Origin of the sequence: Amycolatopsis sp. lyj-23 (assembly GCF_046549135.1) — a bacterium.
GTDB lineage: Bacteria > Actinomycetota > Actinomycetes > Mycobacteriales > Pseudonocardiaceae > Amycolatopsis.
Window position 1 is genome coordinate 103,020 of the sequence record NZ_JAJPWN010000022.1, and the last position, 24,139, is coordinate 127,158.

A 24,139-nucleotide genomic window follows, 5' to 3' on the forward strand; every position below is an offset into this window, starting at 1 on the left:
TGCGGGCGCTACGCCGTTGTGCTGTTCCGGTTGCTCAGCGGAGGTCGCGGGGCACCGCCGGGTTTCCCGCTAGGCGACGGTCGTCGCCGCGTATTCCGCGACGAGCACCCGCTTGAGCACCTTTCCGCTGGACCCCGTCGGGAGTGCGTCGGTGAACTCGATCCGACGGGGGTACTTGTAGGCGGCGAGCCGCTGCTTGGTCCATTCGACGAGCTCGCCGGCCGAGTCGTCGGTGACGTCCTGCGGCCGGGACGGCACCACGACCGCCCAGACCTCCTCCCCGAGCACCGGGTGCGGGACGCCGATCACCGCCACCTGCGCCACGGCCGGGTGCCCGGCGAGGAGTTCCTCGATCTCGCGCGGGTAGACGTTGTAGCCGCCCCGCAGGATCAGGTCCTTCTTCCGGCCGACCACCGCGAGGTAGCCGTCGTCGTCCAGCCGGCCGAGGTCGCCGGTGCGGAACCAGCCGTCGCGCAGCACCTCGGCGGTGAGGTCCGGGCGGCCGAGGTAGCCGGCCATCACGCTCGGGCCGCGCACCACGATCTCGCCCACCTCGCCGACGGGCAGGAGCTCGACCCGCTCGGCGTTCGGCGGCGCGATCCCGACGACGACACCGTTGATCGGCACCCCGACCGTGCCGGGCCGGAACGCCACGCCGGGGTAGTGGTAGGCCACGCTGCAGGACAGCTCGGTCGCCCCGTAGCCCTCGTACACTGGGCACCCGAACACCCGCCGGACGTCCTCGAGCGTCTGGGCCGGAAGCGGCGAACCCCCGCTGTACACGCGGTCGAGCCGGGGCACCGGTCCGCCCTGCGCCACGGCGTCGAGCAGCCCGAAGTACATCGTCGGCACCCCCATGAACACCGTGCACCGGTGTTCCACCATCAGTTCGAGGGCCTCCTTGCCGGCGAACTTCGACATCAGGACGAGGGAGATGCCGGCGCGGAAGCCGGTGAGCATGACGCAGATCTGCCCGAAGCTGTGCGCCAGCGGCAAACAGGCCAGCAGCACGTCGTCGCCCCGGAACACGTACGGGGTGGCGACCATCCGCTCGACGTTGTAGAGGATGTTCCGGTGGGTGAGCATCACACCCTTCGGCGCCCCCGTCGTGCCGGACGTGTAGAACACGACCGCGACGTCGTCGGGCGCCGGCTCGGCGAGGTCCTCGAGCGGTGCCGTGTCCCGCGCCGCGGCCACCAGGTCGACGGTGCCCGCGGGCCCGGGGCCGACGGTGAACAACGCCGTGCCGCGCGGCTCCGCCGCCGCGCTCGCCTGGGCGAGCAAGGAGGCGGAGCACACCAGGAACGGCGCTTCGGCGTCGGTCAGCACGTGCTCGACCTCCGCCGCGGTCGACATGACGTTCAGCGGGATGGCGACCGCGCCGGCCGCCAGCACGCCGAAGTAGACCGCGGGGAACTGCGGGGTGTCGACCAGGAGCAGGACGACCCGGTCCCCCGGCCGCACCCCGTTCGCCCGCAGCACGGCGGCGTAGCGCCGGGCCCGCTCCCACAGCCACCCGTAGCTGACGGTCCCGGACTCGTGGACCACGGCGGGGTGGCCGGGCCGCTGCGCCGCCGTCTCGGCCAGCACGCCGGCGACTGACCTGGTCATCGCGGCAGCAGTCCGGCTTTCGCGGCGGTGCGGGCGCCGTCGCCGCGGAACTCCGAATTCAGCCAGTCCCGCGCGCTCGCGGTCGGGATGCCCAGCTCCGTCCAGATGCCGTGCAGGGCGTCGGCGAAGCTCTCGACCTCCTTCTGCTCGTGCACGGCGGACGGGGCGATCCGCAGGATCTCCCGGCCCGCGGGCACGCTGGGGGCGTTGATGGACTGGACGTAGATCCCGTGCCGCTCGAACAGCAGCCGGGACGCCCGCTTGCACAGCTCGTCGTCGCCGACGAAGGCCGAAACGATGTGGGAGTCCGTGGAAAGGAACGGGATGTCGGCCTCGACCAGCAGGCGGTGCAGCAGCCGCGCGTTCTCCGAGAGGAGCTTCCGCTCGACGTCGGAGGACCGCAGGTACCGGACCGACGCCAGCCCGCCGGCCGCGATCGCCGGCGGCAGCGAGGTGGTGAAGACGAACGAGCGCGCGTAGGTCCGCACCGCGTCGACGAGGGCCGCCGGCCCGGTGATGTAGCCGCCGACCAGGCCGAACCCCTTGGCCAGGGTGCCCATCACGACGGTGAACCGGTCGGCGATGCCCTCCCGCGCGGCGATCCCGGCGCCTTGCGGGCCGTACATGCCGACCGCGTGGACCTCGTCGATGAAGGTGGTGGCACCGTAGCGGTCCGCGATGTCGGCGATCTCGGCCAGCGGCGAGACGTTGCCCGACATGGAGTAGACCGTCTCCACGACGATGAGCTTCGGGCGCTCCGCGGGCGCGGCCGCGATCAGCTCTTCCAGGTGCGCGACGTCGTTGTGCCGGAAGACCTGCTTCTGCGCGCCGCTGTGCCGGAGGCCGTCGATGATCGAGGCGTGGTTCTTCGCGTCGGAGAAGACGATGGTGTCCTTCGGCATGCTCGCCAGCACAGTGAGGGCGCCTTCGTTCGCGGTGTACCCGGAGGCGAACAGGAGCGCGGCTTCCTTGCCGTGCAGGTCGGCGAGCTCGTTCTCCAGCAGGACGTGGTAGTGGTTGTTCCCGCCGATGTTGCGGGAACCGCCGGAGCCGACGCCGTGGACGTCGATGGTGGCCTGCACCGCGTCGATCACCTGGCGGTTCTGCCCCATGCCCAGGTAGTCGTTGCTGCACCAGACACTCACTTCCGAATCCACCCCGTCGCGCCGCGCGCTGGCCATGGGGTAGTTGCCGGAACGGCGGCCGATCTCCAGGAACTCGCGCTTGCTTTCCGCGAGGTCGTCCGCGGTCTGCCCGCTCAGGTAGGAATCCAGGTGGACGTTCATTCACTCGCCTTCTCGACGTAGCAGCAGATTTTGTTGGCAGGAAACGGAAGGGTCACGACCGGACGGCCGCCGACCGCAGGATCACCTTGTCCGGCTTGCCGTTGCGGTTCATCGGCAGGACTTCCAGGACGTTGATCGTTTCCGGTACGTGGATCGGGGAGAACGCTTCGGCGATGCTCGCGCGGATGTCGGCCACGTCGACCGCCAGCGCGGGGTCGCATTCGATGGCGGCGTGGATGTGCTCGCTGCCGTCTTCGTCGCGCACGCCGTAGACGGCGGCGTGGCGGACACCGGGGTGGGCCAGGATCTCCGACTCGACCACGATGGGGTGCACCTTGACGCCGTCGACCTTGATGACGTCGGCCACCCGGCCCAGCAGGGTCAGGTACCCGCGCTCGTCGAGGCAGCCGATGTCGCCGGTGGAGTACCAGCCGTCCCGCAGGACGCGGGCGGTGAGCTCCGGGTCGCCGAGGTAGCCGTCCATCGTCTGCGGTGTGCGGACGCGCACCTCGCCGACCTCCCCGGCGGCCAGCGGCGCACCCGACTCCGAGTGGCAGACGACGACCTCGACCTCGGGGAAGGGCCGCCCGACGGTGCCCGCGAGGTCCGGGTCGCCGTGCTGCAGCGGGGTCAGGGTGGTGATCCGGCCGGACTCGCTCGTGGCGTACCCCTGCGCCAGCACCGGGCCGAAGAGCTCGAAGGCCTGCGCGATCCGCGCGGGCGCCGCGGGGCTGCCGCCGTAGACGATCCGCTTCAGCGAGGACAGGCCCGCGGCCGCCACCGCGGCCCGGTCGCCGATGCCCTGCTCCAGCAGGTGGTCGCTGAGCTGGAAGACGTGCGTCGTCGCCATGAACGTCCACGTGACGTCCGGCTCCGCGGCGACGTTCTGCACGAACTTCGCGGCGTCGAAGCGTTCCTGCGCGTAGAGGGCCGAACCCGAGGCCAGGACCGCGTCGGCCATCGGGGCGACGCCGTGGCTCAGCGGGGTCGAGACCAGCAGCGACGTGCAGCCGGCTTCCCCGCCGAGGCCCTGCCACGCCCGGAGGGTGGCGTCCCACGCCCGGCCCGACACCCGGATGCCCTTGGGCCGTCCCGTGCTGCCGCTGGTGAAGTTGATGAAGGCCAGCGCCTGCGGGTCCCACGCCGCGGCGTCCGGGACGTCGACGTCCCCGCTGCGGGCGGCCTCGCTCCGCGTGACCGGAATGCCCTGGGCGGCGGCGATTTCCGTGGCCCGCTCGGCACATTCGGCGTCGGTGTACACGGTCACGGCGCCGGTGTCCTGCAGGATCTGGATCTGCTGGTCCAGCGGGAGGACGGTGACCTTGGTGCCGGGGTTGGTGGTGCGCAGGTAGCACACGGCGCCGCCGAGCAGCTGGGCCGCGTACCGCGCGGTGAGCGTCTCGGGGCTGTTGGCGGCGACCAGGATCGCCACGACGTCGCCCCGGCCCACGCCGCGCTCGCGCAGCGCGAGGTAGGCGTCCGTGACCGAACGGATCAGCTCGTCACCGGAGAAAGCCGTGCCACGCCAGTGGAAAACCTCGCGCCCGGGCTCGGCCGCGAACAGCGAGAGGATCTCCGAAACGTAACTTTGGCTGGCACTCCACCAATGCCCGGGCAGGCTCATGGGAACTTCCTTCGATTTCGCCGGCTACCGCGATGTCGTCAAACAAGCGGTTCCATCTTCGCCACGCGGTCGACGGGAGCGGGAGATCGTTCGACCGGCTACAACGGAGTGCCGGACGGCATCCCGGCCGGGGTAGCCGATCGGGGCGCCCGGCCGGGGTAGCCGATCGGCTACCCCAGGAGTCCCGGGTTTCTCGAAATGTGGAAGTGAACTGTGTGCGGGGTGCGTCAGCCGTGCGGACCGTTACTCGGAAACGGTGAAGTAGCCGGCCGGATCCAGCGCGGTGAGCGCGATCCACCGCTGCGGGGCCGCCGCCGCGGGGACCCGGGTGTGCTCCGAGGAGGCGTGGAAGAACTCCTGGACCTCGAGGGCGATCCGCGGGTCGTCGTCGACGCGCCGGGCCATCTCGTAGAAGACGGCGAGCACGTGGACGCACCGCCCGGTGTCGTCCGAGCAGGAGCAGTCGACGCCGGCGAGGACCGGTGCGGGCGGGTGGCCCGCCTCGGTGACCACGCGGTGGACCTCGTCGGTGAGGATGGGCCGCGCACCGCACAGCTGGCCGGTGATCCCCGTGATCGTCTCGCGGGCCATCGGGGCCACCTCGATGCTGGTCACCAGGGTGGTGCGGCCGCGCTGGACGGCCCCGCGCAGGGTGCGGCCGTCGATCGTGAGCTGCACGCCGCCGAGGCGCGCCAGCTTGCGGGCGCGCGGCAGCGCCGGGTTGGGCAGGGTCTGGCGCAACGGCTGGGCCAGCCGGACCCAGTCCCGCCCCCACGCCGTGTAGCCGAAGTCGTCGTCGGGCATGTCAGCTGCTTCGCTTCCGGCGCAGGGTCGCGATCAGGTGGTCGTCGTCCAGCCGGGCCAGTTCGGCGACCCCGGACATGTCGGCGATGTCGGAGAGCGCCGACTTGCGCGAGTGCATGGCCGCGATGTGCTCCTCGACGGTGGTGTTGGTGGTCAGCGTGGTGACGGTGACCGTGCGGGTCTGCCCGATCCGGTGCACCCGGTCGGAGGCCTGCGCCTCCACGGCCGGGTTCCACCACCGGTCGAAGTGGATGACGTCGGCCGCGCGGGTCAGCGTGAGCCCGGTGCCGCCCGCCTTCAGGCTGAGCACCAGCACCTTCGGCCCGTCGTCGGCCTGGAAGCCGCGGACGATCTCGGCCCGCTGGTCCTGGCTCAGGCCGCCGTGGAAGAACGGGGCGGACACCCGGAACTGCTCGCCGAAGTGCCGCACCAGCAGCTCACCGGTCTTCCGGTACTGGGTGAAGATCAGCGTCGGCGAACCGGTTTCGAGGTTGTTGGCCACGATGTCGGTGCACAGGTCGAGCTTCCCCGACCGCCCGGCCAGTTCCTCGGCGTCGACGACACCGTCGGCTTCGCCCGGCCCACCGGCGACCAGCGTCGGGTGGTTGCAGACCTGCTTGAGCGCGGTCAGCGCCGCCAGCACCCGGGCCTGGCGCTGGGCGCCGCTGCCGAAGCCGTCGTCGATTGCCCGCTCCAGCACGCGGTCGTACAGCCGCTGCTGTTCTTCCGTGAGGTCGCAGATCAGGTCGGCGTGGATCTTGGGTGGCAGCGAGCCGGCGACCTGGGACTTCTTGCGCATCAGCACGACCGGCTCGATCACCCCGCGCAGCCGGGCCACGGCGGCGACGGAGCCGTCCGCGATCGGCCGGGCGAAGCGGCGGCGGAACTGCGTCTTGTGCCCGAACAGCTGCGGCGCGACCAGGTTGAGCAGCGCCCAGAGTTCCTCGAGCCGGTTCTCGACGGGCGTTCCGGTCAGCGCGATCCGCGCGTCGGCCGCGATGGTCCGCGCCGCTTTCGACACCTGGGTGCGCGGGTTCTTCAGCACCTGGGCTTCGTCGAAGACCGCCGTGGCCCACTGGTGTTCCATGAGGGCCGGGCCGTGCAGGCGCAGCGTCGGATACCCGGTGAGCACCACCGTCCGCCCGGCGATGGCCTCCAGCGGCTCGCCCCGCCAGGCCACCGCCTTCAGGTCCGGGGCGAAGCGCGCGATCTCGTGCGCCCAGTTGCCGACCAGCGACGTGGGGCAGACGACCAGCTGCGGACCCGCGTCGGCGCGTCCGACGAGGTAGCCGATGGCCTGCAGCGTCTTGCCGAGCCCCATCTCGTCGGCGAGCACCGCGCCACCGTGGGCGTCGACGGCCTCGCGCAGCCAGCTCACCCCGCGGACCTGGTACGGCCGCAGCTCGGCGGTCAACGCGGTGCGCAGCTCGGCGGCGACCTCGGTGGTGTGCCGGAACACGGCCGCCGCGTGCTCCGCCGACGTCACGGCGGTGCCGGTGGCGTCGGGCACGGCGTGCGCGGCGATCGGCAAGGCCGCGTCGCCGCCCGCGATCCGCGCCCGCCAAGCCTCGACCGACCGGCCGGGCGAGCCGAGGGGCGCGCCGGCGAGCGCGTCCGGCTCGATCAGCGCGCAGTCGACGTCGGCCACCTCGAAGCTGGCGTGGTCGGGTGCCGGGACGACCAGGGCGAGCCGCTCGACGTCACCGACGTCCGGCGGGCTACCGGCCGCCCGGGACGCCCAGGTCCACAGGGCGAACATGTGCCGGTCCAGCAGGTAGGTGGCCTGGCTCGCCACCTGGACACCGGCGGCGCTCGACCCGGTTTCCCGTACTTCAGTGGCAGCCCGCACGGGCACCCCCGTCCCTCACGGCCGGGACGCCGGGGCGGCCACGGCCTCGGCGGCGTGGGTCTCGTCGTGCTCCGCGACCGGACCACGCTTCTTCCCGGCGGGCAGGGTGACCAGCAGGACGCCGGCGCCGAGGAGCGCGATGGCCGCGATCCAGCCCGCGCCGGTGTGCATGGCGTGGACGAAGGCGTCGTCGGCGGCCCCGGCCAGGCCGGGCGCGGCGTGGCGGGCCTGCTCGGCGGACACCCGCGCCTGCTCCTGCACCGGGCCGGGGAGGCCGACCAGCGCGGGTTCGATCGCCCGCCGGTACCCGATCGACAGGATCGTGCCGCCCACGGCGATCCCGATCACGCTGCCGGCCTGCCGCACGGTGTTGGTGACGGCCGAGCCGGCGCCGGCCTGCGCCAGCGGCAGGTGGCCGATCAGCGCGGCGGTGACCGGGCCGATCACCATGCCGATCGCGAGCCCCTGGACGAACAGCAGCACCTCGATCCAGACGAGGGGCGTCTGCACGTCCAGGAACGCGTACGCACCCATGGTCAGCGCGGCCACGGTCAGCGCCGGCACGGCGACCGGGCGCACCGACCGGCGCCGGACCAGCCGCGCGGCGAGCGGCGCGCCCACGAGGGCGCCGGCCGCGGTCGGGATGTTGGCCAGCCCGGCGGCCATCGGCGAGAAGCCGAGCGCGCCCTGCAGGTAGAAGGCGTTGTAGAAGGTGATGGCGGCGACCCCGAACAGCAGCAGCCCGAGCGCCAGGTTGCCGCCGCCGAAGGTGCGGTGCGCGAGCAGCCGCGGGTCGAAGCCGGGCGCCTTGACCCGCAGTTCGACGACGACGAAGGCGGCCAGCAGCACCAGGCCGGCCAAGATCGGTGCCCAGACGTCGGTCCGGCTCCACGCGGCCACCTGCCCGGCCCGGATCAGCCCGTAGACCAGCGCCACCAGCCCGCCGATCGACAGCAGCATCCCGGCGGGGTCCAGCGGCCGCCGGGTGGGGCTGCGGAAGTTCGGCACCAGCACGGCGATCCCGGCGAGCGCCACGGCCGAAACCGGGACGTTGACCAGGAAGACCGAACCCCAGTGGAAGTGGGCGAGCAGGAAGCCCGCCAGCACCGGGCCGGCCGCCATGCCGACCCCGGCCGACGTCGAGAAGATGCCGATCGCGGCGGCCCGCGCGGGGCCGGTGAAGGTCCACATGAGAATGGCCAGCATCGCGGGCGTGATCAGCGCACTGCCCACGCCCATCGCGGCCCGGGCCGCGATCAGCTGGCCCGCGTCGGTCGCGTACGCCGCCCACAACGAGGACGCGGCGAAAACGACCACGCCGCCGAAGAACACCGTCCGGTGCCCGAACCGGTCGCCCAGTGCGCCGGCGGTGAACATCAAGGTGGCGAAGGCCAGCGTGTACGAACCGGTCGCCCACTGCAGCTCGCCGGGATCGGCGGCGATTCCCCGGACCGGGTCCGCCAGGGTCTCCAGCGTGGTGCTGAGGACGGTGTTGTCCAGCCAGATCAGCACCGAGCACAACATCAGGACGGCAAGAATCAACTGCTGCTTCGATTTCGGCAGCGTCGGCGGCGCGTTCATGGACACCTTCGGATGGCGATCGGCGGGAACCGGACCGACGATAAGCAAGCACGTCCGCGATTGTCAAATCTGTGACGTCGGCCGAGCATGTTGCTTCCAAAGCGATTCTGTGCCCTCCGGCGGATTTGCACAGACGGCGAATTCATGCCTCCGGCGGGATATTTTATCAATCTGAGGGGCTTGCAACCGGACGGATTCTGTGTCTCCCGGCGAGCCGTGAACCGCGGTCCCGGGCCCGGCACCCCCGACCGGCTCCCGGACGCACCCGTCTGAGCAGCGGGTTTGACCCAAGCTTTACCCGGTACTGAATCACCATGTCCGCCACCCCGGGGTGGACAGTTCCCAGCCCTCGTGCCATGCTCGAACGCAGGGGTCGACCCCGCTATTTAACATAACACGATATTCACGTGAGAATGGCCTGCGCAGAGAGGCGTCCACACGCCGGCCGGGCCGCATGGGGGCTAAAAATGACAGAACAAATGACAGTCACACCCGGAGCATCGCCAGGATTCGACGGCGCGATCATCCCCGACATGCGCGACGGACGGGTTTCCCCGTGGCTGGGCCGTTCCCCGTTGCCGCAGGGCACCAACCTCCAGATCATGCTGGTCGTCGAGGACGGCATTCGCCGCTACAGCGTCGAAGGGATGTTCCGCTCCCTGGACATCCGGCTGACCGCCCGGTTCAGCACGGACGTGGCGGACATCTCGACGTTCGCCAACGGCCAGTTGATCATTTCCTCCGGCAGCGCGCTGGCACCCCTGCCGGCCCCGATCGCCGAAAAGCTCCGGCGCCACCACGTCGACGTCCTGCTCCTGGTGGACCCGGCCGACGCCATCGACCAGTCCTGGATCGACCACGCTAAGGGCTTCCTGGACTGGGCGGACCTCCGCCCCGAGACGCTGCGCGACGCAATGGCCGACGTGGCCGCCGGCCGCTTCCACGTATCCCCCACACTGGCCCGACGCTCGGTGTCAGCACCCGACCAGCTCGGCACGGACACCCCGGCGAAGCGCGCGTCGATGATCGCTTTGACGGCGCGGGAACACCAAGTGCTCCGGCTGATCGCCGAGGGGCAGAGCAACCGTCAGGTCGCGCGGTCGCTGGGGATCTCCGAACACGGGGTCAAGCGCACGGTGGGGATCATCCTGGCCAAGCTCAACTGCCCGAACCGGACACTCGCGGTCGTCCGGGCCATGGAGTCGGGGCTCCTGGTCATGTGAGGTGGCCCGGTCGGCTCGCCCCCGGCCGGGGGCGAGCCGACCGGGGGCCTGCTCTACTTCCCGCGGATCCCCCGGCCAGCTCACCCGGGCGGGCTGGACGGGCCGTCGCCACGCTGGCCGCGCTCGCGGGCGGGCTCGGGCCATCACCCGGTGCTGAGCACCCTGCCGCCCGGCTTCGGTTCGCCGTCGTCGTCACCCAACACGGCGACGAGAAGCCGGTCGACGTTCTGTGGCACCGGTGCGGGGGTCCAACCGCATCGGAATTGCCCTTGCAGGAGGCGCCGGCTCACCGCAGCACCACTGTTGGCCGAGGAGCCCATCATCGCCTTGAAGAACGGCCGTCGCCAGGCGCTGGCCGTGGGGCGAAGTGAAACATCTGATCTTCACTCTTCCGCGCCCATGCTAATGAACCAACGCATCCATGACAACATGATCTGATTTCCTGACCTAGTGATCACGAGAGAACACCTTGTACCGCAGGGACAACCCGCGGTCGTCGTCAGTCATTGTTCAGCAGCGCTGGGCGGCGCCATCCTGCATGACTTTTGCACGCGGCGGATGTCAGACCTCCGCGCAGGTTTGAGCTACCTAGTCGGCGTCCCACGAGTTGCTGACGACATGGACCTTCTCGTCGGCATCCCATGAGTTTTTGACAACGTAAACCTTGCCCACTTTTGCCACCTCCGCGGTTCCGCACAGACTGCATCGACGCCAGGTGGCCATGGCGATCTCTGTGCTCGCCATGGACCATCCATCGAGTGCTCTGCCGAGAGGTCGCCGAAGCGAATCGAGTTGTTACGAACCCTTCCAACCTTGGCTGACGCGACTTGCGCAGATCGGGGCAATTACTTACAAGTGGGTGGCCTTTCGGCATCTCGGAGACCTACCCGTCCAGCGAAGACATTCCCCTCTTCTTGAGCGGCGGGCCCCGCGCGTGCCGTCCGACAGCGGCGCAGTCCTGGAGGGCCGCCTTGACCGGTACGTCGGCCGGGACGCCGGGGCACCCACGATCGCGGACGCGATGGAACACCTCTTGTGACGGTCAGGGGAAAGTGGGGCGTGAGTGGAGCACTTGCTCTTCGTTGCGCCCCACCCCAGGCCGCTGACCAGGGTGTTTGGTGCCCCCGACGGGACTCGAACCCGCACTGAATCGATTTTAAGTCGACTGCCTCTGCCGGTTGGGCTACGGGGGCACCGCACACTCTAGGCGATCCGCCTCAGTTGAACGTCCAGGACTGGTTCGCCGCTCCCGTGCACGTCCAGATCTGCAGCGGGGTGCCGTCCGCCGAGCTCGGGCCGGTTGCGTCCAGGCACTTGCCCGAGGCCGGGTTCACCAGCTGGTTTCCCGATCGCGTCCACTGCTGGGCGCCCGTGCCGTTGCAGTCGTACAGCTGGACGCGGGTTCCGTTCGCCGTGGCCGCCGAGGCCACGTCCAGGCACTTGCCCAGCGCTCGCAGCGTGCCCGCGGAGGACGTCCACTGCTGGGCGTTCGTGCCGTTGCACGTGTACAGGTCGACCGTCGTGCCGTTGGCCGAAGATGCGCCCGCCACGTCAACGCACTTGCCGCCGTAGCCGGTGATCGTGCCGCCGGACGACGGCGGCGGGGTGGAGCCCGAGATCGCGTTGAAGATCCTCGAGTACGCGTAGCCCGTCGCCCGGTCGTAGTCCTGGAGCTCCCAGAACGACAGTTCCGCGACGCCGTTCGAGGCCGCGAAGCTCTCCAGCTGCTGCGCGTCGGACTGGCTGAACTGGGCGCCGTCGTCGTTGCGGCCGGCGATGGGCGTCAAGCCCATCATCGCGTACGCCGCCGAGGTCGAGATGCCGTACAGGCTCGCCAGCTGCGACGCCGACGCGCGCGCGGCCGACAGTGCGTCCGAGAGCACCGGCTGGCCGTCGTAGAAGTCCATCACCATCAGGTTGACCACGCTGACCTTGACGCCCTTGTTCTTCGCGTCGCGCAGCAGGTCCAGCTCGTTCGACGGGATGCCCGCCGGGTCGACCGCCAGCGTGTAGTCCACCTGGACCGACGGGTTCTGCTGCTGCAGCGCCGCCAGCGCCGAATTGCGGCGCTGGTTGGCCGCCGTGTCGTTCAGGACGTCGCCCTCGATGTCGAAGTCGAGGCGGGGCGTTCCGTACGTGTTCACGACGTTCGCGTACGCCGCCGTGAGGCTCGACGTGTTCGTGCACGTCTGGGCGAGCTCGCCGCCCGCCGCGCCGCCGAACGACGGGATCACGTTGCCGCCCGCCGACTGGAGCGCGCTGACCTGGGACTTGAACGAGCCGACGCCCGTGCCGTTCGCCTCCCAGACCGGCGTGCAGCCGGACTGCGGGGTCAGGAACGCCAGCGTGTAGAACTTCGTGCCGGTCGCGTTCAGGTCGGCGGCCAGCTGGCCGGCGTCGGCGTCGCTGATCTGCAGGTACGGCGCCGCGTAGTGGGCGGGGAAGGCGCCGCCGGCCGCGGCGGCGGTGGACGGCGGCAGGACGAGGGCGGCGGCGATCGGCAAGGCCGCCGTCAGCGCCGCTTTGGTACGGGAAAACGACATGACGAGCTCCAGGGGACCGAGGGAGGGAGCCGGGAGCGGACTTATTCCGCGTTGTGAAGAAAGGGTTTACCCGCCCACCGGTCCAGTTGTCCAGACCATGTCGCTCACCGGTACACAGCCGGGCATTCCCAGCAATAGCCCCGAAAACGACGAAAGCCCCCGGCCGCAACGGCCGGGGGCTCCGCGAAACGAGCGTCAGGACTTCGAGACGCGCGCGAACTCGTCCTTCGGGTTGTTGATCTGCCCGAGCGAGATCACCTCACGCCGGAACAGGCCACCGAGGATCCAGTCGAACAGGATCCGGATGCGGCGGTTCCACGTCGGCATCGCCTTGAGGTGGTAGGCGCGGTGGAACAGCCACGCCGGGAAGCCCTTGATCTTCAGGTTCAGCGCGTCCGCCACGCCCTTGTGCAGGCCGAGGCTCGCCACCGCGCCGAGGTTCTTGTGGTAGTAGTCCTTCGGCTTGCCGCCGCGCAGGACCTTGATGATGTTCTTCGCCAGCAGGCGGGCCTGGCGGACGGCGTGCTGCGCGTTCGGCGGGCAGGTGGCCGTCGGGTCCTCTTCGGTGCGCGATAGGTCCGGGATGGCCGCGTTGTCGCCCGCGGTCCACACGTCCGGGTGGCCGACGACCTGCATGGCGGCGGTCGCCTCGAGCCGGCCGCGCTTGTCGACCGGCAAGTCCGACTGGCCGACCACCGGGTTGGCCTTCACACCCGCGGTCCAGATGATCGTGTCGGTGTCGAACTCGGTGCCGTCCGAAAGCACGACGTGGCCGTTCTCGAACGACTTCGCCGCGGTCGAGAGGTAGACCTCGATGCCGCGCTTCTCCAGCTGCTCGACCGTGTAGACGCCGAGGGTCTCGCGGACCTCGGGCAGGATCCGGCCGGCGGCCTCGACGAGCACCCAGCGGATGTCGGAGACCTTGATGTTCGGGTAGTAGTTCTCCACCGCGAACCGGGTCATGTCCTCGAGCTCGGCCAGCGCCTCGATGCCGGCGAACCCGCCGCCGACCACGGTGAACGTCAGCAGGCGCTTGCGCAGCTCGGGGTCGAGCGTGCTGGCCGCCTCGTCGAGCTTGGTCATGATGTGGTTGCGCAGGTAGATCGCTTCGCCGATGGTCTTGAAGGCGATGCCCTCCTCGACCAGGCCCGGGATGGGCAGGATGCGCGCGACGGCGCCGAGGGCGACGACCAGGACGTCGTAGCCGAGCTGCTCGATGTGGCCGTCGGCCGCCTCGACCGTGACGGACTTCTTGTCGTTCTCGATCTTGGTGACGCGCGCGGTCAGCACGTGGCAGCGCTTGAGCACCCGCCGCAGCGGCACGACCACGTGCCGGGGCTCGATCGCGCCGGCCGCGGCCTCCGGGAGGAACGGCGCGTAGGTCATGTGGGGCTGCGGGTCAACGACGGTCACGGAGGCCTCGTTGGCCCGGAGCATCTTCTGGAGGCCGTACGCCGTGTAGAGCCCGACGTACCCACCACCGAGGACGAGGATCCGAGTCGGTTCCGACTTCGACTTCGCAGCAGCCATGTCCTCATGGTGACACCTCCGCCGCGACCCCGCTCGGGGGCCCCATCCGGCTGTGACCAGCGTCGCTGCGGTTTCCGTAACGATTCAGTCCGGCCGAGTCACCGAGGTCGCGGCACGGAACACGTCGGCCACCATGGCGTGGGTCACGCGATGAGTCTGGACATTGCGCGGCGAGACGTGATAACAGCCGAAAACACGCAGGTCGCCCAGCTCCAGGACGACTCCGTGGCCGAACGCCGGCCGCGGCTGCGGCACCGGCCAGCCGGCCGCGTCGAGCACGGGCAGTAACGCCTGCCAGCCGAACGCCCCGAGCACCACGATCGCCCGCAGTGTCGGACGTAACAGCGTCAGCTCTTCGGCCAGCCACGGGCGGCACGTGTCCCGCTCGGCCGGCGTCGGCTTGTTCTCCGGCGGCGCGCACCGGACGGGCGAAACGAGCCGGGTGCCGTACAGCTCGAGGCCGTCGCCGATGGCCGTCGACGTCGGCTGCGAAGCGAGCCCGACCTCGTGCAGGACGCGGAAGAGGAAATCACCCGATGGGTCGCCGGTGAACATCCGGCCGGTGCGGTTCGCGCCGTGCGCCGATGGCGCCAGCCCGACGACGGCGAGGGAGGCGTCCGGTGGGCCGAAGCCGGGCACCGGCCGCGCCCAGTACTCCTCGCCGCGGAAGGCCGCCTTGGTGCCCGCGACGCCCTCCCGCCAGGCGACCAGCCGCGGGCAGGCGCGGCAGCCGGCCACCGCGGCGTCCAGCTCGCGCAGGGACCTCATCGCAGCGCCGCCCGGGAGAGCCGGTCGGCGTGGCGGGTGGTCTCCGGCAGCCGGTAGCGCGGGGTCAGCGCCAGGGTGAGCCGGCCGGCGTGGGCCAGGCCGATCCGGTGCCCGGCCGAGACGTACACCGGCTTGACGCCGTCCTGGGTGCGCACGACCGCGCCGACCTCTTCCCCGGCGTCGACCAGCGGCACCGACGCCCCGCGCGACGCACCCGGCTCGTCGTGCGAGCCGACGAACCGCGTCTTGCCGACGCCGAACGCGGGCAGCCCGGTCAGCACGCCGAGGTGGCACGCCAGGCCGAAGCGGCGCGGGTGCGCGAGGCCGTGGCCGTCGCAGACCAGGACGTCGGGCGTGCGCTCCAGCCGGTCGAGCGCGGCCAGCAGCGACGGCAGCTCGCGGAAGGCGAACAAGCCCGGCTCGTACGGGAAAGCGGCCTGCGCGCGGTGCGTCCGCTGCTCGACCACGGTGAGCCCGGCGGTCTCGAGGGTGACGGCCGCCGCGGCGATGTGGCCGGTCTCGTCGTAGGCGACGTCGAGGCCGGTGACGGTCGGCGGCAGTTCGGGGAGGTCGTCGGTGAGGTCGACGAGGCCGCGCAGCCGCTCCTGCACGGCGAGCGCCTCCTCGGCCGTCGCGGGCCAGTCCTCGGTGTGCACCAGGTCACCCTGCCACAGCCCCCCGGCCCCGCCGACTAAGTTGGGGCCATGGCGGACACCACCCCCGAAGAGGCTCCCGAGAAGAAGGCCGCGGAAACCACCGAGATCCCGGCCGAGCCGACCGACGACATCGTCACGACCCAGCACACGCTGACCGTGAAGCGCAAGAAGCTCGCGTACACGGCGAAGGCGGGCCGGGTCGTCCTCCGCAAGGAGGTCGTCAAGGACGGCAAGTCCGAGGGCGTCAAGGCGACAGCGGAGGTGTTCATCACCTCCTACACCCTCGACGACGCCGACCCGGGGTCGCGGCCGGTGACGTTCGCCTTCAACGGCGGGCCCGGCTCGTCGAGCATCTGGCTGCACATGGGCCTGCTGGGGCCGCGCCGGGTGCTTTCGGGCGACGTCGACGACCTGGTGCCGCCGCCGTACGGGCTGGCCGACAACCCCGAGACGCTGCTGGTGCACAGCGACCTCGTGTTCATCGACCCGGTTTCGACCGGTTACTCGCGCGCGTCCGAAGGCGGCGAGACGAAGGACTTCCACGGGTTCAAGGGCGACATCGAGTCGGTCGGCGAGGTCATCCGGCTGTGGGTGTCGCGCCACCAGCGCTGGCTGTCGCCGAAGTTCCTGGCCGGCGAGTCGTACGGCACGCTGCGCGCCGCCGGGCTGGCCGCGCACCTGCAGGACCGGCACGGGCTGTACCTGAACGGCCTGCTGCTCATCTCCTCGGTGCTCGACCTCGGCACGCTGCGGTTCACGGAGGGCAACGACCTCCCGTACTCGCTGTACGTGCCGACGTACGCGGCGATCGCGCACTACCACGGCCTGCACGGCGAACGCCCGCTCGACGACGTCCTCGCCGACGCCGAAGACTTCGCGGCGAAGGACCTGCCGTGGGCGCTGTCCCGCGGCGCCCGGCTGTCCACTCAGGACCGGACGGAGGCGGTGGCCACGCTGGCGTCGCTGACCGGCCTCTCGGAGTCCTATGTGGACCGGGTGAACCTGCGGATCGAGCACGTCCGGTTCTTCACCGAGCTGCTGCGCGACCGCGGCCTGGTGGTCGGCCGGATGGACGGCCGCTTCACGACGTGGGAGCCGGACGGCGGCCGCGAGCACATGAGCGACGACCCGTCGATCTCCCGGGTGATCGGCGCCTACGCGGCGGCGTTCAACCACTACGTGCGCGCGGAACTCGGGTACGCCAACGACCTGCCGTACGAGCTCATCCACGAGGACACGTTCAAGGCGTGGTCGTACAAGGAGTTCGAGGGCCGCTCGGTGTCGGTGGTGGACTCGCTGGGCGCGGCGATGCGCGCGAACCCGCACCTGCAGGTCCACGTGGCGTTCGGCCACTACGACGGCGCGACGGCGTACTTCGCGGCCGAGCACGTGCTGGCCCACCTGCAGATCCCGGAGGAACTGCGGGAGAACATCGACACGGCGTACTACCCGGCGGGCCACATGATGTACGTCCACGAGCCGACCCGGCTGCAGCAGTCGAAGGACCTGGCGAAGTTCGTCAAGAGGGCGTCGAACCGCTGAGGTCCGGGGGCCGGCCGGGGTGCCGGCCCCCGGACCCCGTCCCGTAGCTGCCCGGCGGCAGGTGCCGGTACCGGGCGCGGAACCGGGCGATCGCCCACGTCCCCATCGCCAGGACGAGGTAGCCCATCCGGAGCGTTTGCACCGACGTTTCCGCCCCGGGCGAGTACCAGTGCGCTCCGGTGAGCGGCGGCTCGGCGAGGAACGCCGCCGCGCACAGCACCGCCCACCGACGAAGGTGACGGCCACCGCGCTCAGGGAGCAGTAGCCGACCTGCCGGGCCGCTGCTCGCAGCGAGGGCGGGCGGCCGGGTTCGACGAGACCCTCGGCGACCCGATCGCGGGACTGCATCCGCCGCCAGCGCAGCACCAGGACCACGGCGAACCAGGCGCCCTTGCCCGGCAGGTCCGTCCGGCCGACCACGACCGAGCCGGAGAGCGCCACGAGCGCGGCAGCGACGGCGTAGACCGGTCGTTCGCGCAGCCCGAAGCCACGCGCGCCGATGCGCAGCGCCAGCAGCCGCGTCGGCAGCCACACCGCCACCCCGCGGCCCGCCAGCCACCCCCGCGCGCCGGCGACCTCGAGCACCGTCGGCTCGCCGGGCAGTCTCGGGTCCTTCGGCAGCGCCGGTTCACGAACGATCAACGGACACCCCCAGTCGTACACGCGAACCGCGTCCGGAAGGTTGCCCGGTTCAGGTGCCGAAGTACCGTTCGGGCGGGGGCAGCGCTTCAAGGGAGCGGATGGCGCCGCAGCGCCGACGACCGGTCGTCGGCGACCACCAACGATCATTCCCGCCGGTGAGTTTCGTCCTCCAGTTGCCGGTGGAACTCATCGGTCGGCTCGCGCACGTCCGCCCACGCCGGGCTGACGTGGACGGTCTCCTTGGCCTCGGCCAACGAAGCGCCGGTCAGCACGCGGACCGCCCGGATGCTGTCGACCGGCGAGAAGCCGTCCCGCCGCAGCCGGGCCAGCACCTCGTCGAGCCCGCTGCCCGCCGCGAGCGCGGTCCGGGCTTCCGCCACGAGCCGTTCGTACCCCGCCGGGTCGATCACGCCGCGAACACCGGTCTGCCGCCGGTGCCGTCGAGGAGCACGCTTTCCTTGCCGGTCGAACCGTCCGGGTCGTCCGTCCAGTACACCGCTCCCGCAACCACGTACCCCACCGGCCCGCCGAACGAGCTGCGCAGGACGTAGAGCTTGCGGTCGCCGAGTTCGCAGTTCAGCAGGCCGTGCAGGCCCGCGAACTCGGCGCCGCCGCCCAGCGCCACCTCCAGGGGGTGGTAGCTCTCGGCCACCGCCAGCACCGAGACGTTCTTGAACAGCACGTCGGCCACCGAGTCGTACTTCAGGTACTCGCCGTCGTGGTAGGCACTGCGGCCGCTGCGGAACAGCAGTTGTGCGTGGCTGCTCTCGTACTTCGCCAGGTGGAACTTCCGGTTCAGCACGAGAGGCAGCTGTCCGGGCACGGTCTGCACAGCGGTTTTCCCTTTCCGTCCGGGTGTGCTACCCACCGTACGGGTTCGGGATGCGCACGCCACCTTGGTAGAACTCGACCTTGTCCAGTACTCCGGCGTACTTGTACGTCGTGAGCTCCCACTGGGTCGCGTTGGCGGTTCCGCGCATGTCGGCCACGACTGCCTGGTAGAGGATGTCCGCCGGGGTTTCCCCTTCCAGTCCGTCCAGCGCGAACGACACCTTGATGTCGGCGTCCCCGAGCTTGAGCAGGTCGGCGGAAACCTGCACCTGTTCCCGCCAGTCCAGATCGGACAGCAGGTTGCGGCCGCCGAGCTTGGCCGTCAGGTCCTCCAGCCCGTGGTAGCGGGACCCCAGCACGATGTGGTCGCCGAGCCGGCGGCCCGCGACCTCCTGCGCGGCTTCGGCGAGCCGCGCGTCCTGGCCGACCAGCCGCTCGCCGGTGGCGGCCTCGTTCACCGCACTGGCCAGCTTGCTCGCCTCGGCGGCGACCGAGAGGGCTTCCGCACCTTCTGCCGCGATACCGAGCAGTTCCTCGAACCCGCCGATCGCCGCGGCTTCCCCGGGCGGCCCGATGACGGTCTGGGCGGCCATCGCGGCGGCCGGGTCGGGCAGCGCGTTGAAGTTGGGGTCCCACAGGTTGTTCGGGTCCAGGCACCGGTTGACGAGGTCGTTGTCGCCCGCGTTCAGCCGGCGGCACGCCTGTTGCATGACCCCGAAGATGCGTTCGCGGTCGGCGTCCGTGCCCGTCACCAGCAGGATGCAGTCGGCGGCGCTGACCACGTAGATGCCCTGGGGCTTGCGGTTCTGGCACGCCGTGGTGCGGTCGTCGATGATCTTCTGCTTTTCGGCGTTCGCCTTGGTGACCACGGTCTGCCACGCCTGCTGCGCGGCCAGCTCGGCGGCGTGGGCGTCGAGGCCCGCCTGCACGGCGGCGTCGAACGCGGTGCGGGCCGAGATGGCCGCCTGGGCGGCGTAACCGGCCGCGATGTCCGCCGAATGCTGGGCGGACAACGCCGAACGCGCCGCTCGGTCCGCCGAGGCGACGGCCGAAGCCGCGGCCCGGGCGGCAGTGTCGGCCGACTGCTTGGCCTGCGCCGCCGAGGCAGCCGCGCGAGCTGCCGCTTCCTGGGCCTGGTTGGCGAAGCCGGCTGCCTGGTTCGCCGCGTCCGCGGCCTGGTTGGCGTAGTCCGCGGCCTGCTGAGCCGCGTTGCGGGCCCGCGCGGCCGCGGCCTGGGCGTCGTCGGCGTTGTGCGTCGCTTCGGCGGCCGCACGCGAAGCCTGCGCGAGCAGGCTGTCGATCGCCGCGTAGTGCGCCGCGGTGTTCTGGTCCCGACGGGCGGCCGTGTACTGGCCGACGGTCAGGAACTGGTGCAGCAGCTGGGCCGGCCCGTCCAGCGCGGCCTGGGCCGCGGCGGCCAGCTCCCGCGAGCCCGACGACTGCGCGGCGGCCATGATCTGGTTCGCCGCGACGTGGTCGTCGATGTCCGCGGCGGAGAACTGACCCGTCTCGAGGAACTGCCGCAGCGGCTGGTCACCACCGGCGTCGAGAGCCTTCTGACCGTTGGCGACGACCGTGAGGTGCCCGTCCGCGCGCGCCGCGGCCATGATCTGGTCCACCTGGATCCGGTCGTCCTGCTCGCGTCCCGGGTAGTCGCGGCTGCGCAGGAAGTCGCGGACGCCGGCGTCCGGCCCGGCCAGGACCGTGGCCGCCGCGTCCTTCAAGGCCTGCGTCCCGGCCGCGGCCAGGTCCCCGAGGATCACGCGGTCGTCCTGCCCGGCCGCGGCGAGCAAACCGCCGTTGACGAACGAAACAGCTTCGTCGTCGGACCCGGAGAGGGCCGACTCGGCCGCCGCCCTGGTCCACGGTCCGCCGGTGGTGCTGAGGTTCAGGGCGATCTTCCGCGCGTCGGTCAGCACCGTTGCCCGTTCCGCACCGGGCGTGGTGGCTTCGGTCAGCAACCGGGTCGTCTCGGCGTCCCAGGTGGACGCCTGGTCCCGGTCCCACCGCGGTGTGGCGGGAAGCTGCGCCGCGGCCGCAAGGGCATCGCGGGCCGCGTCGTCCTCCTGCTGCGCCGCCAGTGCGATGCGGTCCGCGTCCGACTGACGCGCCGCGGCGGCGATCTGGGCGGCCTGGTGCGTGGCGTTGGCCGCGGTGGTGGCGGCGGCGGTCGCGGCGTTCGCGTGGTCGGTCGCCTGCTGCGCCGCGTCCGCGGCTTGGCCGGCGTGCGCGGCGGCGTCCTCGGCGGCGGCCGCGGCGTTCGTCGCGTCCGTGCCCGCGGCCCGGGCAGCCGCGGCGGCCTGGCCGGCCTGGTCCGCCGCCTGGTTCGCCCAGGCACGGCTCGCACCGGCCGCGGCGACGGCGCGTGCGGCCTGCGCCCGGGCCCGGGCGGCAGCGGCCTTGGCCTCGCGCGCGTCCGCGCCCGCGGCGGCGGCCTTGTCGGCCGCTTCGGTCGCCGCATTGGCGGCGTTGACCGACTGGGTCGCCGCGTCGTTGGCGGCGTTGCCGGCCAGTCCGGCCTGCTGGGACGCCGTCCTGGCCCAGTCCGCCGCGTTGGCCGCCGTGGACGCGGCGTTGGCGGCGTCCCGGGCGACCTGCGCCGCGAACTTCGCGTCGCCGGCCTTCTTCTGGTCGCCGACCGCGAGCGCAGCGGCGTCGTAGGCGTTGGAGGCCGCACGTCCCGCCGCAGCAGCCGCGGCCGCGGCGCGCGAAGCTGCGGCGGCCGCGGTGTTGGCCGCCGAGGACGCCGCATTGGCCGCGCCGATCGCTTCGCGCGCGGTCGCGGCCGCTTGCTTGGCGGCGAAAGCGGCACGGGACGCGGCGTCGGTGGCCTGCTGCGAATGCCCCTGCGCCGCCGCTGCCGCGTCCTTCGCGGCCTGCGCGGCCGCCTGGGCCGCCGCCGCCTCGGTGACCGCGCGATCGGACGCCGCCTGGGCCGCCTGGGTCTCGGTCGCAGCCGTCGACGCCGCACTGCTCGCCGTCGCGGCGAGCTGGGCGACGTCCGTCGTCTCGGCGTCACGGGCCTGCGCGACCGGCAGGTCGGCGTCCAGGAAACGGTTGTACGCGTCGACGGTCCCGTCGTCGAGCGCCTGCTGCGCGACGGCCTGGACCTCCGGGCCGCCGGCGGCCATCGCCTGGTTGACCCGCAGCCGCTGGTCCGTCGCGAACGGGGCACGCCACCCGGCCTGCAGGAACGCGGTCAGTGCGTCGTCGGTACCGGCGTCGAGCGCCTTCTGCGCCGCCTGCCGCAGCTGCGACCCGCCGACGGCCATCACCTGGTCGACCCGGACCCGCAGGTCACTCGTGTAGGGCGCCTGCCAGCCCGACTGCAGGAACTTGACGAGCGCGTCGTCGGTGCCGGCGTCGAGCGCCTGCTGCGCCGCGTTCCTCGTCGCCGGTCCACCGGCCGCCATGAGCTGGTTGACGTGCACGTCCCGGTCGATGGCGGCATCGCGTTGCCGCAGCGTCGTCAGGAAGGCGGTGACGTCGGCGCCGGATCCGGCAAGGGCCGCGGCGGCGTCGGCCCGGGTGACCGGACCGCCGTACTTCCACAGCACTTCGGCCTGCGCCCGGTCCGGTGGCGGCGCCTCGGCCGCCCCGGCCACCGGGGCGGCGATCGAACCCGCCGTCACGGCGACCACGGCGGTTGTTATCAGGGCAGCACGAAATCGGCTCAGCGCGGTGCGCACAGTGAATGTCCCCCTCGAGCGGATGTCCGAAGAACCGGGTCCCCGACCGCATTTCTCCGCTCCGGACATTTCCCGATCCGCACCCGGCTGTCAACGGCCGGACGGGTCAATGATCACGCTCCCACCACCGGAAACGCCGAAATGCGGCGGAACCGGCGGATCCGGCGGAAATGGACCGAAATACGCGAAACGGCCCACCTTCCGAAGAAAGTGGGCCGTTTCGGGCAAAACCTACTTCAGGTACTGCGACCCCCGGGTCACCGCCGCGTACGCGTCGACCGCGCCGTGGCCGTAGAAGCCGTTGAACGACGGGTCACCCTCGCACGTGGCCGTGAACGTCGCGTCGCGGCCTTCCTTCAGGTAGTCCACCGTGCGCGGGACCGGGCAGGCGATCTTCGCCGCCGTGCCTTCGAGGACGCGCTGGACCTTGTCCGGGTCCAGGCCGAACTCGCCGTGGGTCTTCTTGCCGTACTGGGAAATGATCAGCGCCGCGACGCCGGTGGCGTGCGGGGTGGCCATCGATGTTCCCTGCAGCCACTGGTAATAGCCCACGCGGCCGTCGGGTGCGGTCGCCTTCTCGACGCCCGCCGCCAGGCCCGCTTCGGTGATGTTGCCGTCCGCGTCGATGTTGCCGTCGGCGACGCCCACGTTCTTCGGGTACGTCGACAGGATCTCGTTCTGCACCGTGCGGTACCACGGCGTGCCGAAGCCGTCGCGGAAGAAGCCGCCCGGGGCCGAGACCGAGATCTGCTCGAGGCCGTAGTTCGAGTAGTCCGCCTTCTTCTGGGACGGCCCGAACGAGCTCACGCCGATCGTGTGGTTGCCCTCGACCGGCAGGTTGAGGCAGGTCGAGTTGTCGACCGTGCGCGGGTGCGTGCTGTTGGCCGGGTAGTCGGGGCTCGTGGTGTCCGGCTGCGGCGCGCCGAGGTCGGTGTGCTGGTTGCCCAGCGCGACCACCATCGTGACGCCCTTGCGGTGCGCGTAGTTCAGCGCGCGCTGGGTCGCTTCGATGATCGTGCGCTGCTCGGCCTGCTCGGCGGGCGAGTCCGCCGGGTTGGCCGTGCAGTTGTACAGCCACGGGTCGGTGTAGAACGACATGTTGACGACGTCGATGCCCGCGTCGCCGGCGTAGGTCAGCGCGTCGACGGTCGGCTGCAGGAAGAAGTACCCCGAGTCCTGGCCGGCGCGGATGTTCACCAGCGTCACGTTGGGCGCGACACCGGAAACGCCGAAGCCGTTGGCCGCCGCCGCGATCGTGCCGGCGACGTGCGTGCCGTGGCCGCCGTCGTCGTGGTTGACCGGGTCGACGCAGCCGCGGAACTCGCAGGGGCCGTCGACCTCGACGCCGTTGACGTCGGTCGGGATGTCGCGGGTGAAGTTGCGCGAGTCGGCCTCGTCGAAGTTCGGCGCGATGTCCGGGTGCGTGCCGTCGATGCCGGTGTCGATGACGCCGACCTTGACCTGCTTGCTGCCCGGCTGCTTGGTGCGCGAAAGGTCCGAGCGGACGGACTTCAGGCCCCAGAGCTGGTCGTCCAGCGGGTCCATCCCGACGGCCTTGTTCGCGGCCGCCTTCTTCGAAGCAGCCGCGCCGCGGCCTTCCTTCTCGACGTTGTCGCTCTTGGTCTTCTTGCCGTTCTTCGGCACCGAGCCGATGACCTGCGCCTTGGCCGCGCCGAACACGGCGTGGTCCGTGGTCACGCGCTCGGTGAAGCCGGTGGCCGGCGCGCTGGCCTTGATGAGACCGACCGCGGTGTTGGTCTCCAGGACCGTGCCGCCCGCGGCCTTGATCGCCTGCTGGGCGCTGCCGATGCTCTGGAGGTCCTTGGCGAGCACGGTGAACTCGGTCGCCGGACCGGACAGCGCGGGCTGCGCCGACGCGGCCGGGACCGCGACCGCCGACACCGTGCCGAACAGCGGCACGGCCAGCACGGCGGCCAGAAGCCTGGATCTCTTCACGTTT

17 protein-coding genes and 1 tRNA gene are annotated in these 24,139 nt (G+C 71.4%); 2 read left to right on the forward strand and 16 right to left on the reverse strand.

The window, feature by feature from the left end; genetic code table 11:
* Positions 1-69 precede the first annotated feature (69 nt).
* The 6 genes from ACLJPY_RS42265 to ACLJPY_RS42290 all read right to left on the reverse strand — a co-directional run bounded on the left by ACLJPY_RS42265 (position 70) and on the right by ACLJPY_RS42290 (position 8,755).
* The gene (locus tag ACLJPY_RS42265; protein WP_410596605.1) at positions 70-1,611 is read right to left on the reverse strand and encodes a long-chain-fatty-acid--CoA ligase; all 1,542 of its coding nucleotides are present in this window, start codon (positions 1,609-1,611) and stop codon (positions 70-72) included.
* The gene (gene hemA / locus ACLJPY_RS42270; RefSeq protein WP_410596606.1) at positions 1,608-2,897 is read right to left on the reverse strand and encodes a 5-aminolevulinate synthase; all 1,290 of its coding nucleotides are present in this window, start codon (positions 2,895-2,897) and stop codon (positions 1,608-1,610) included. Before hemA ends, ACLJPY_RS42265 begins: the two co-directional genes overlap by 4 nt.
* Positions 2,898-2,949: 52 nt before the next feature.
* A complete protein-coding gene (locus ACLJPY_RS42275) occupies positions 2,950-4,521 on the reverse strand; it encodes a class I adenylate-forming enzyme family protein (RefSeq protein ID WP_410596607.1) in 1,572 nt (523 codons plus the stop codon).
* Between the two features lie 243 nt (positions 4,522-4,764).
* Positions 4,765-5,325, reverse strand: a complete 561-nt coding sequence (locus ACLJPY_RS42280) for a hypothetical protein (RefSeq protein WP_410596608.1) — start codon at positions 5,323-5,325, stop codon at positions 4,765-4,767.
* Between the two features lies 1 nt (position 5,326).
* Entirely contained in the window at positions 5,327-7,174 is a 1,848-nt protein-coding gene (locus ACLJPY_RS42285; protein WP_410596609.1) for a DEAD/DEAH box helicase, read from the reverse strand.
* A gap of 15 nt (positions 7,175-7,189) precedes the next feature.
* Positions 7,190-8,755, reverse strand: coding sequence for an MFS transporter (locus ACLJPY_RS42290; protein ID WP_410596610.1), 1,566 nt, complete (start codon positions 8,753-8,755; stop codon positions 7,190-7,192).
* Between the two features lie 533 nt (positions 8,756-9,288).
* Here ACLJPY_RS42290 and ACLJPY_RS42295 point away from each other — a divergent pair.
* Positions 9,289-9,978 (forward strand): response regulator transcription factor, encoded by a 690-nt coding sequence (locus ACLJPY_RS42295; RefSeq protein ID WP_410596611.1) that lies wholly within the window; start codon positions 9,289-9,291, stop codon positions 9,976-9,978.
* A 1,116-nt stretch (positions 9,979-11,094) separates the two neighbouring features.
* Here the strand turns inward: ACLJPY_RS42295 and ACLJPY_RS42300 are convergent.
* The 5 genes from ACLJPY_RS42300 to ACLJPY_RS42320 all read right to left on the reverse strand — a co-directional run bounded on the left by ACLJPY_RS42300 (position 11,095) and on the right by ACLJPY_RS42320 (position 15,475).
* Positions 11,095-11,171: transfer RNA gene (locus ACLJPY_RS42300), tRNA-Leu, on the reverse strand.
* A gap of 24 nt (positions 11,172-11,195) precedes the next feature.
* Positions 11,196-12,521, reverse strand: a complete 1,326-nt coding sequence (locus ACLJPY_RS42305) for a lectin (protein WP_410596612.1) — start codon at positions 12,519-12,521, stop codon at positions 11,196-11,198.
* 195 nt (positions 12,522-12,716) lie between these two features.
* Positions 12,717-14,051: an NAD(P)/FAD-dependent oxidoreductase gene (locus ACLJPY_RS42310; RefSeq protein ID WP_410596613.1), complete on the reverse strand. Its 1,335-nt coding sequence runs from the start codon at positions 14,049-14,051 to the stop codon at positions 12,717-12,719.
* Between the two features lie 84 nt (positions 14,052-14,135).
* Positions 14,136-14,819: a uracil-DNA glycosylase gene (locus ACLJPY_RS42315; RefSeq protein WP_410596614.1), complete on the reverse strand. Its 684-nt coding sequence runs from the start codon at positions 14,817-14,819 to the stop codon at positions 14,136-14,138.
* Positions 14,816-15,475, reverse strand: coding sequence for an endonuclease V (locus ACLJPY_RS42320; protein ID WP_410596615.1), 660 nt, complete (start codon positions 15,473-15,475; stop codon positions 14,816-14,818). The genes ACLJPY_RS42315 and ACLJPY_RS42320 overlap by 4 nt, the downstream gene beginning before the upstream one ends.
* Before the next feature lie 48 nt (positions 15,476-15,523).
* Between ACLJPY_RS42320 and ACLJPY_RS42325 the strand changes: the two genes are divergently transcribed.
* A complete protein-coding gene (locus ACLJPY_RS42325; RefSeq protein ID WP_410596616.1) occupies positions 15,524-17,017 on the forward strand; it encodes a S10 family peptidase in 1,494 nt (497 codons plus the stop codon).
* Here ACLJPY_RS42325 and ACLJPY_RS42330 read toward each other — a convergent pair.
* From ACLJPY_RS42330 to ACLJPY_RS42350, 5 genes are all read right to left on the reverse strand, one after another.
* The gene (locus ACLJPY_RS42330; RefSeq protein WP_410596617.1) at positions 16,995-17,237 is read right to left on the reverse strand and encodes a hypothetical protein; all 243 of its coding nucleotides are present in this window, start codon (positions 17,235-17,237) and stop codon (positions 16,995-16,997) included. The two genes, ACLJPY_RS42325 and ACLJPY_RS42330, sit on opposite strands and share 23 nt — an antisense overlap.
* 565 nt (positions 17,238-17,802) lie before the next feature.
* Positions 17,803-18,069, reverse strand: a complete 267-nt coding sequence (locus ACLJPY_RS42335) for a hypothetical protein (protein ID WP_410596618.1) — start codon at positions 18,067-18,069, stop codon at positions 17,803-17,805.
* Positions 18,066-18,491: a hypothetical protein gene (locus ACLJPY_RS42340; RefSeq protein ID WP_410596619.1), complete on the reverse strand. Its 426-nt coding sequence runs from the start codon at positions 18,489-18,491 to the stop codon at positions 18,066-18,068. Before ACLJPY_RS42340 ends, ACLJPY_RS42335 begins: the two co-directional genes overlap by 4 nt.
* Positions 18,492-18,519: 28 nt before the next feature.
* Positions 18,520-22,131: an ALF repeat-containing protein gene (locus ACLJPY_RS42345; RefSeq protein ID WP_410596620.1), complete on the reverse strand. Its 3,612-nt coding sequence runs from the start codon at positions 22,129-22,131 to the stop codon at positions 18,520-18,522.
* 279 nt (positions 22,132-22,410) lie between these two features.
* Positions 22,411-24,135 carry a S8 family serine peptidase gene (locus ACLJPY_RS42350; RefSeq protein WP_410596621.1) on the reverse strand — a complete coding sequence of 575 codons (1,725 nt, stop codon included), beginning with the start codon at positions 24,133-24,135 and terminating at the stop codon, positions 22,411-22,413.
* Positions 24,136-24,139: the final 4 nt, after the last annotated feature.

What these genes read in the sequence shown, in the direction of transcription:
- ACLJPY_RS42265 (WP_410596605.1), bottom strand. Translation starts at nt 1,611, where the DNA reads ATGACCAGGTCAGTCGCCGGCGTGCTGGCCGAGACGGCGGCGCAGCGG.
- hemA (WP_410596606.1), bottom strand. Translation starts at nt 2,897, where the DNA reads ATGAACGTCCACCTGGATTCCTACCTGAGCGGGCAGACCGCGGACGAC.
- ACLJPY_RS42275 (WP_410596607.1), bottom strand. Translation starts at nt 4,521, where the DNA reads ATGAGCCTGCCCGGGCATTGGTGGAGTGCCAGCCAAAGTTACGTTTCG.
- ACLJPY_RS42280 (WP_410596608.1), bottom strand. Translation starts at nt 5,325, where the DNA reads ATGCCCGACGACGACTTCGGCTACACGGCGTGGGGGCGGGACTGGGTC.
- ACLJPY_RS42290 (WP_410596610.1), bottom strand. Translation starts at nt 8,755, where the DNA reads ATGAACGCGCCGCCGACGCTGCCGAAATCGAAGCAGCAGTTGATTCTT.
- ACLJPY_RS42295 (WP_410596611.1), top strand. Translation starts at nt 9,289, where the DNA reads ATGCGCGACGGACGGGTTTCCCCGTGGCTGGGCCGTTCCCCGTTGCCG.
- ACLJPY_RS42305 (WP_410596612.1), bottom strand. Translation starts at nt 12,521, where the DNA reads ATGTCGTTTTCCCGTACCAAAGCGGCGCTGACGGCGGCCTTGCCGATC.
- ACLJPY_RS42310 (WP_410596613.1), bottom strand. Translation starts at nt 14,051, where the DNA reads ATGGCTGCTGCGAAGTCGAAGTCGGAACCGACTCGGATCCTCGTCCTC.
- ACLJPY_RS42315 (WP_410596614.1), bottom strand. Translation starts at nt 14,819, where the DNA reads ATGAGGTCCCTGCGCGAGCTGGACGCCGCGGTGGCCGGCTGCCGCGCC.
- ACLJPY_RS42325 (WP_410596616.1), top strand. Translation starts at nt 15,524, where the DNA reads ATGGCGGACACCACCCCCGAAGAGGCTCCCGAGAAGAAGGCCGCGGAA.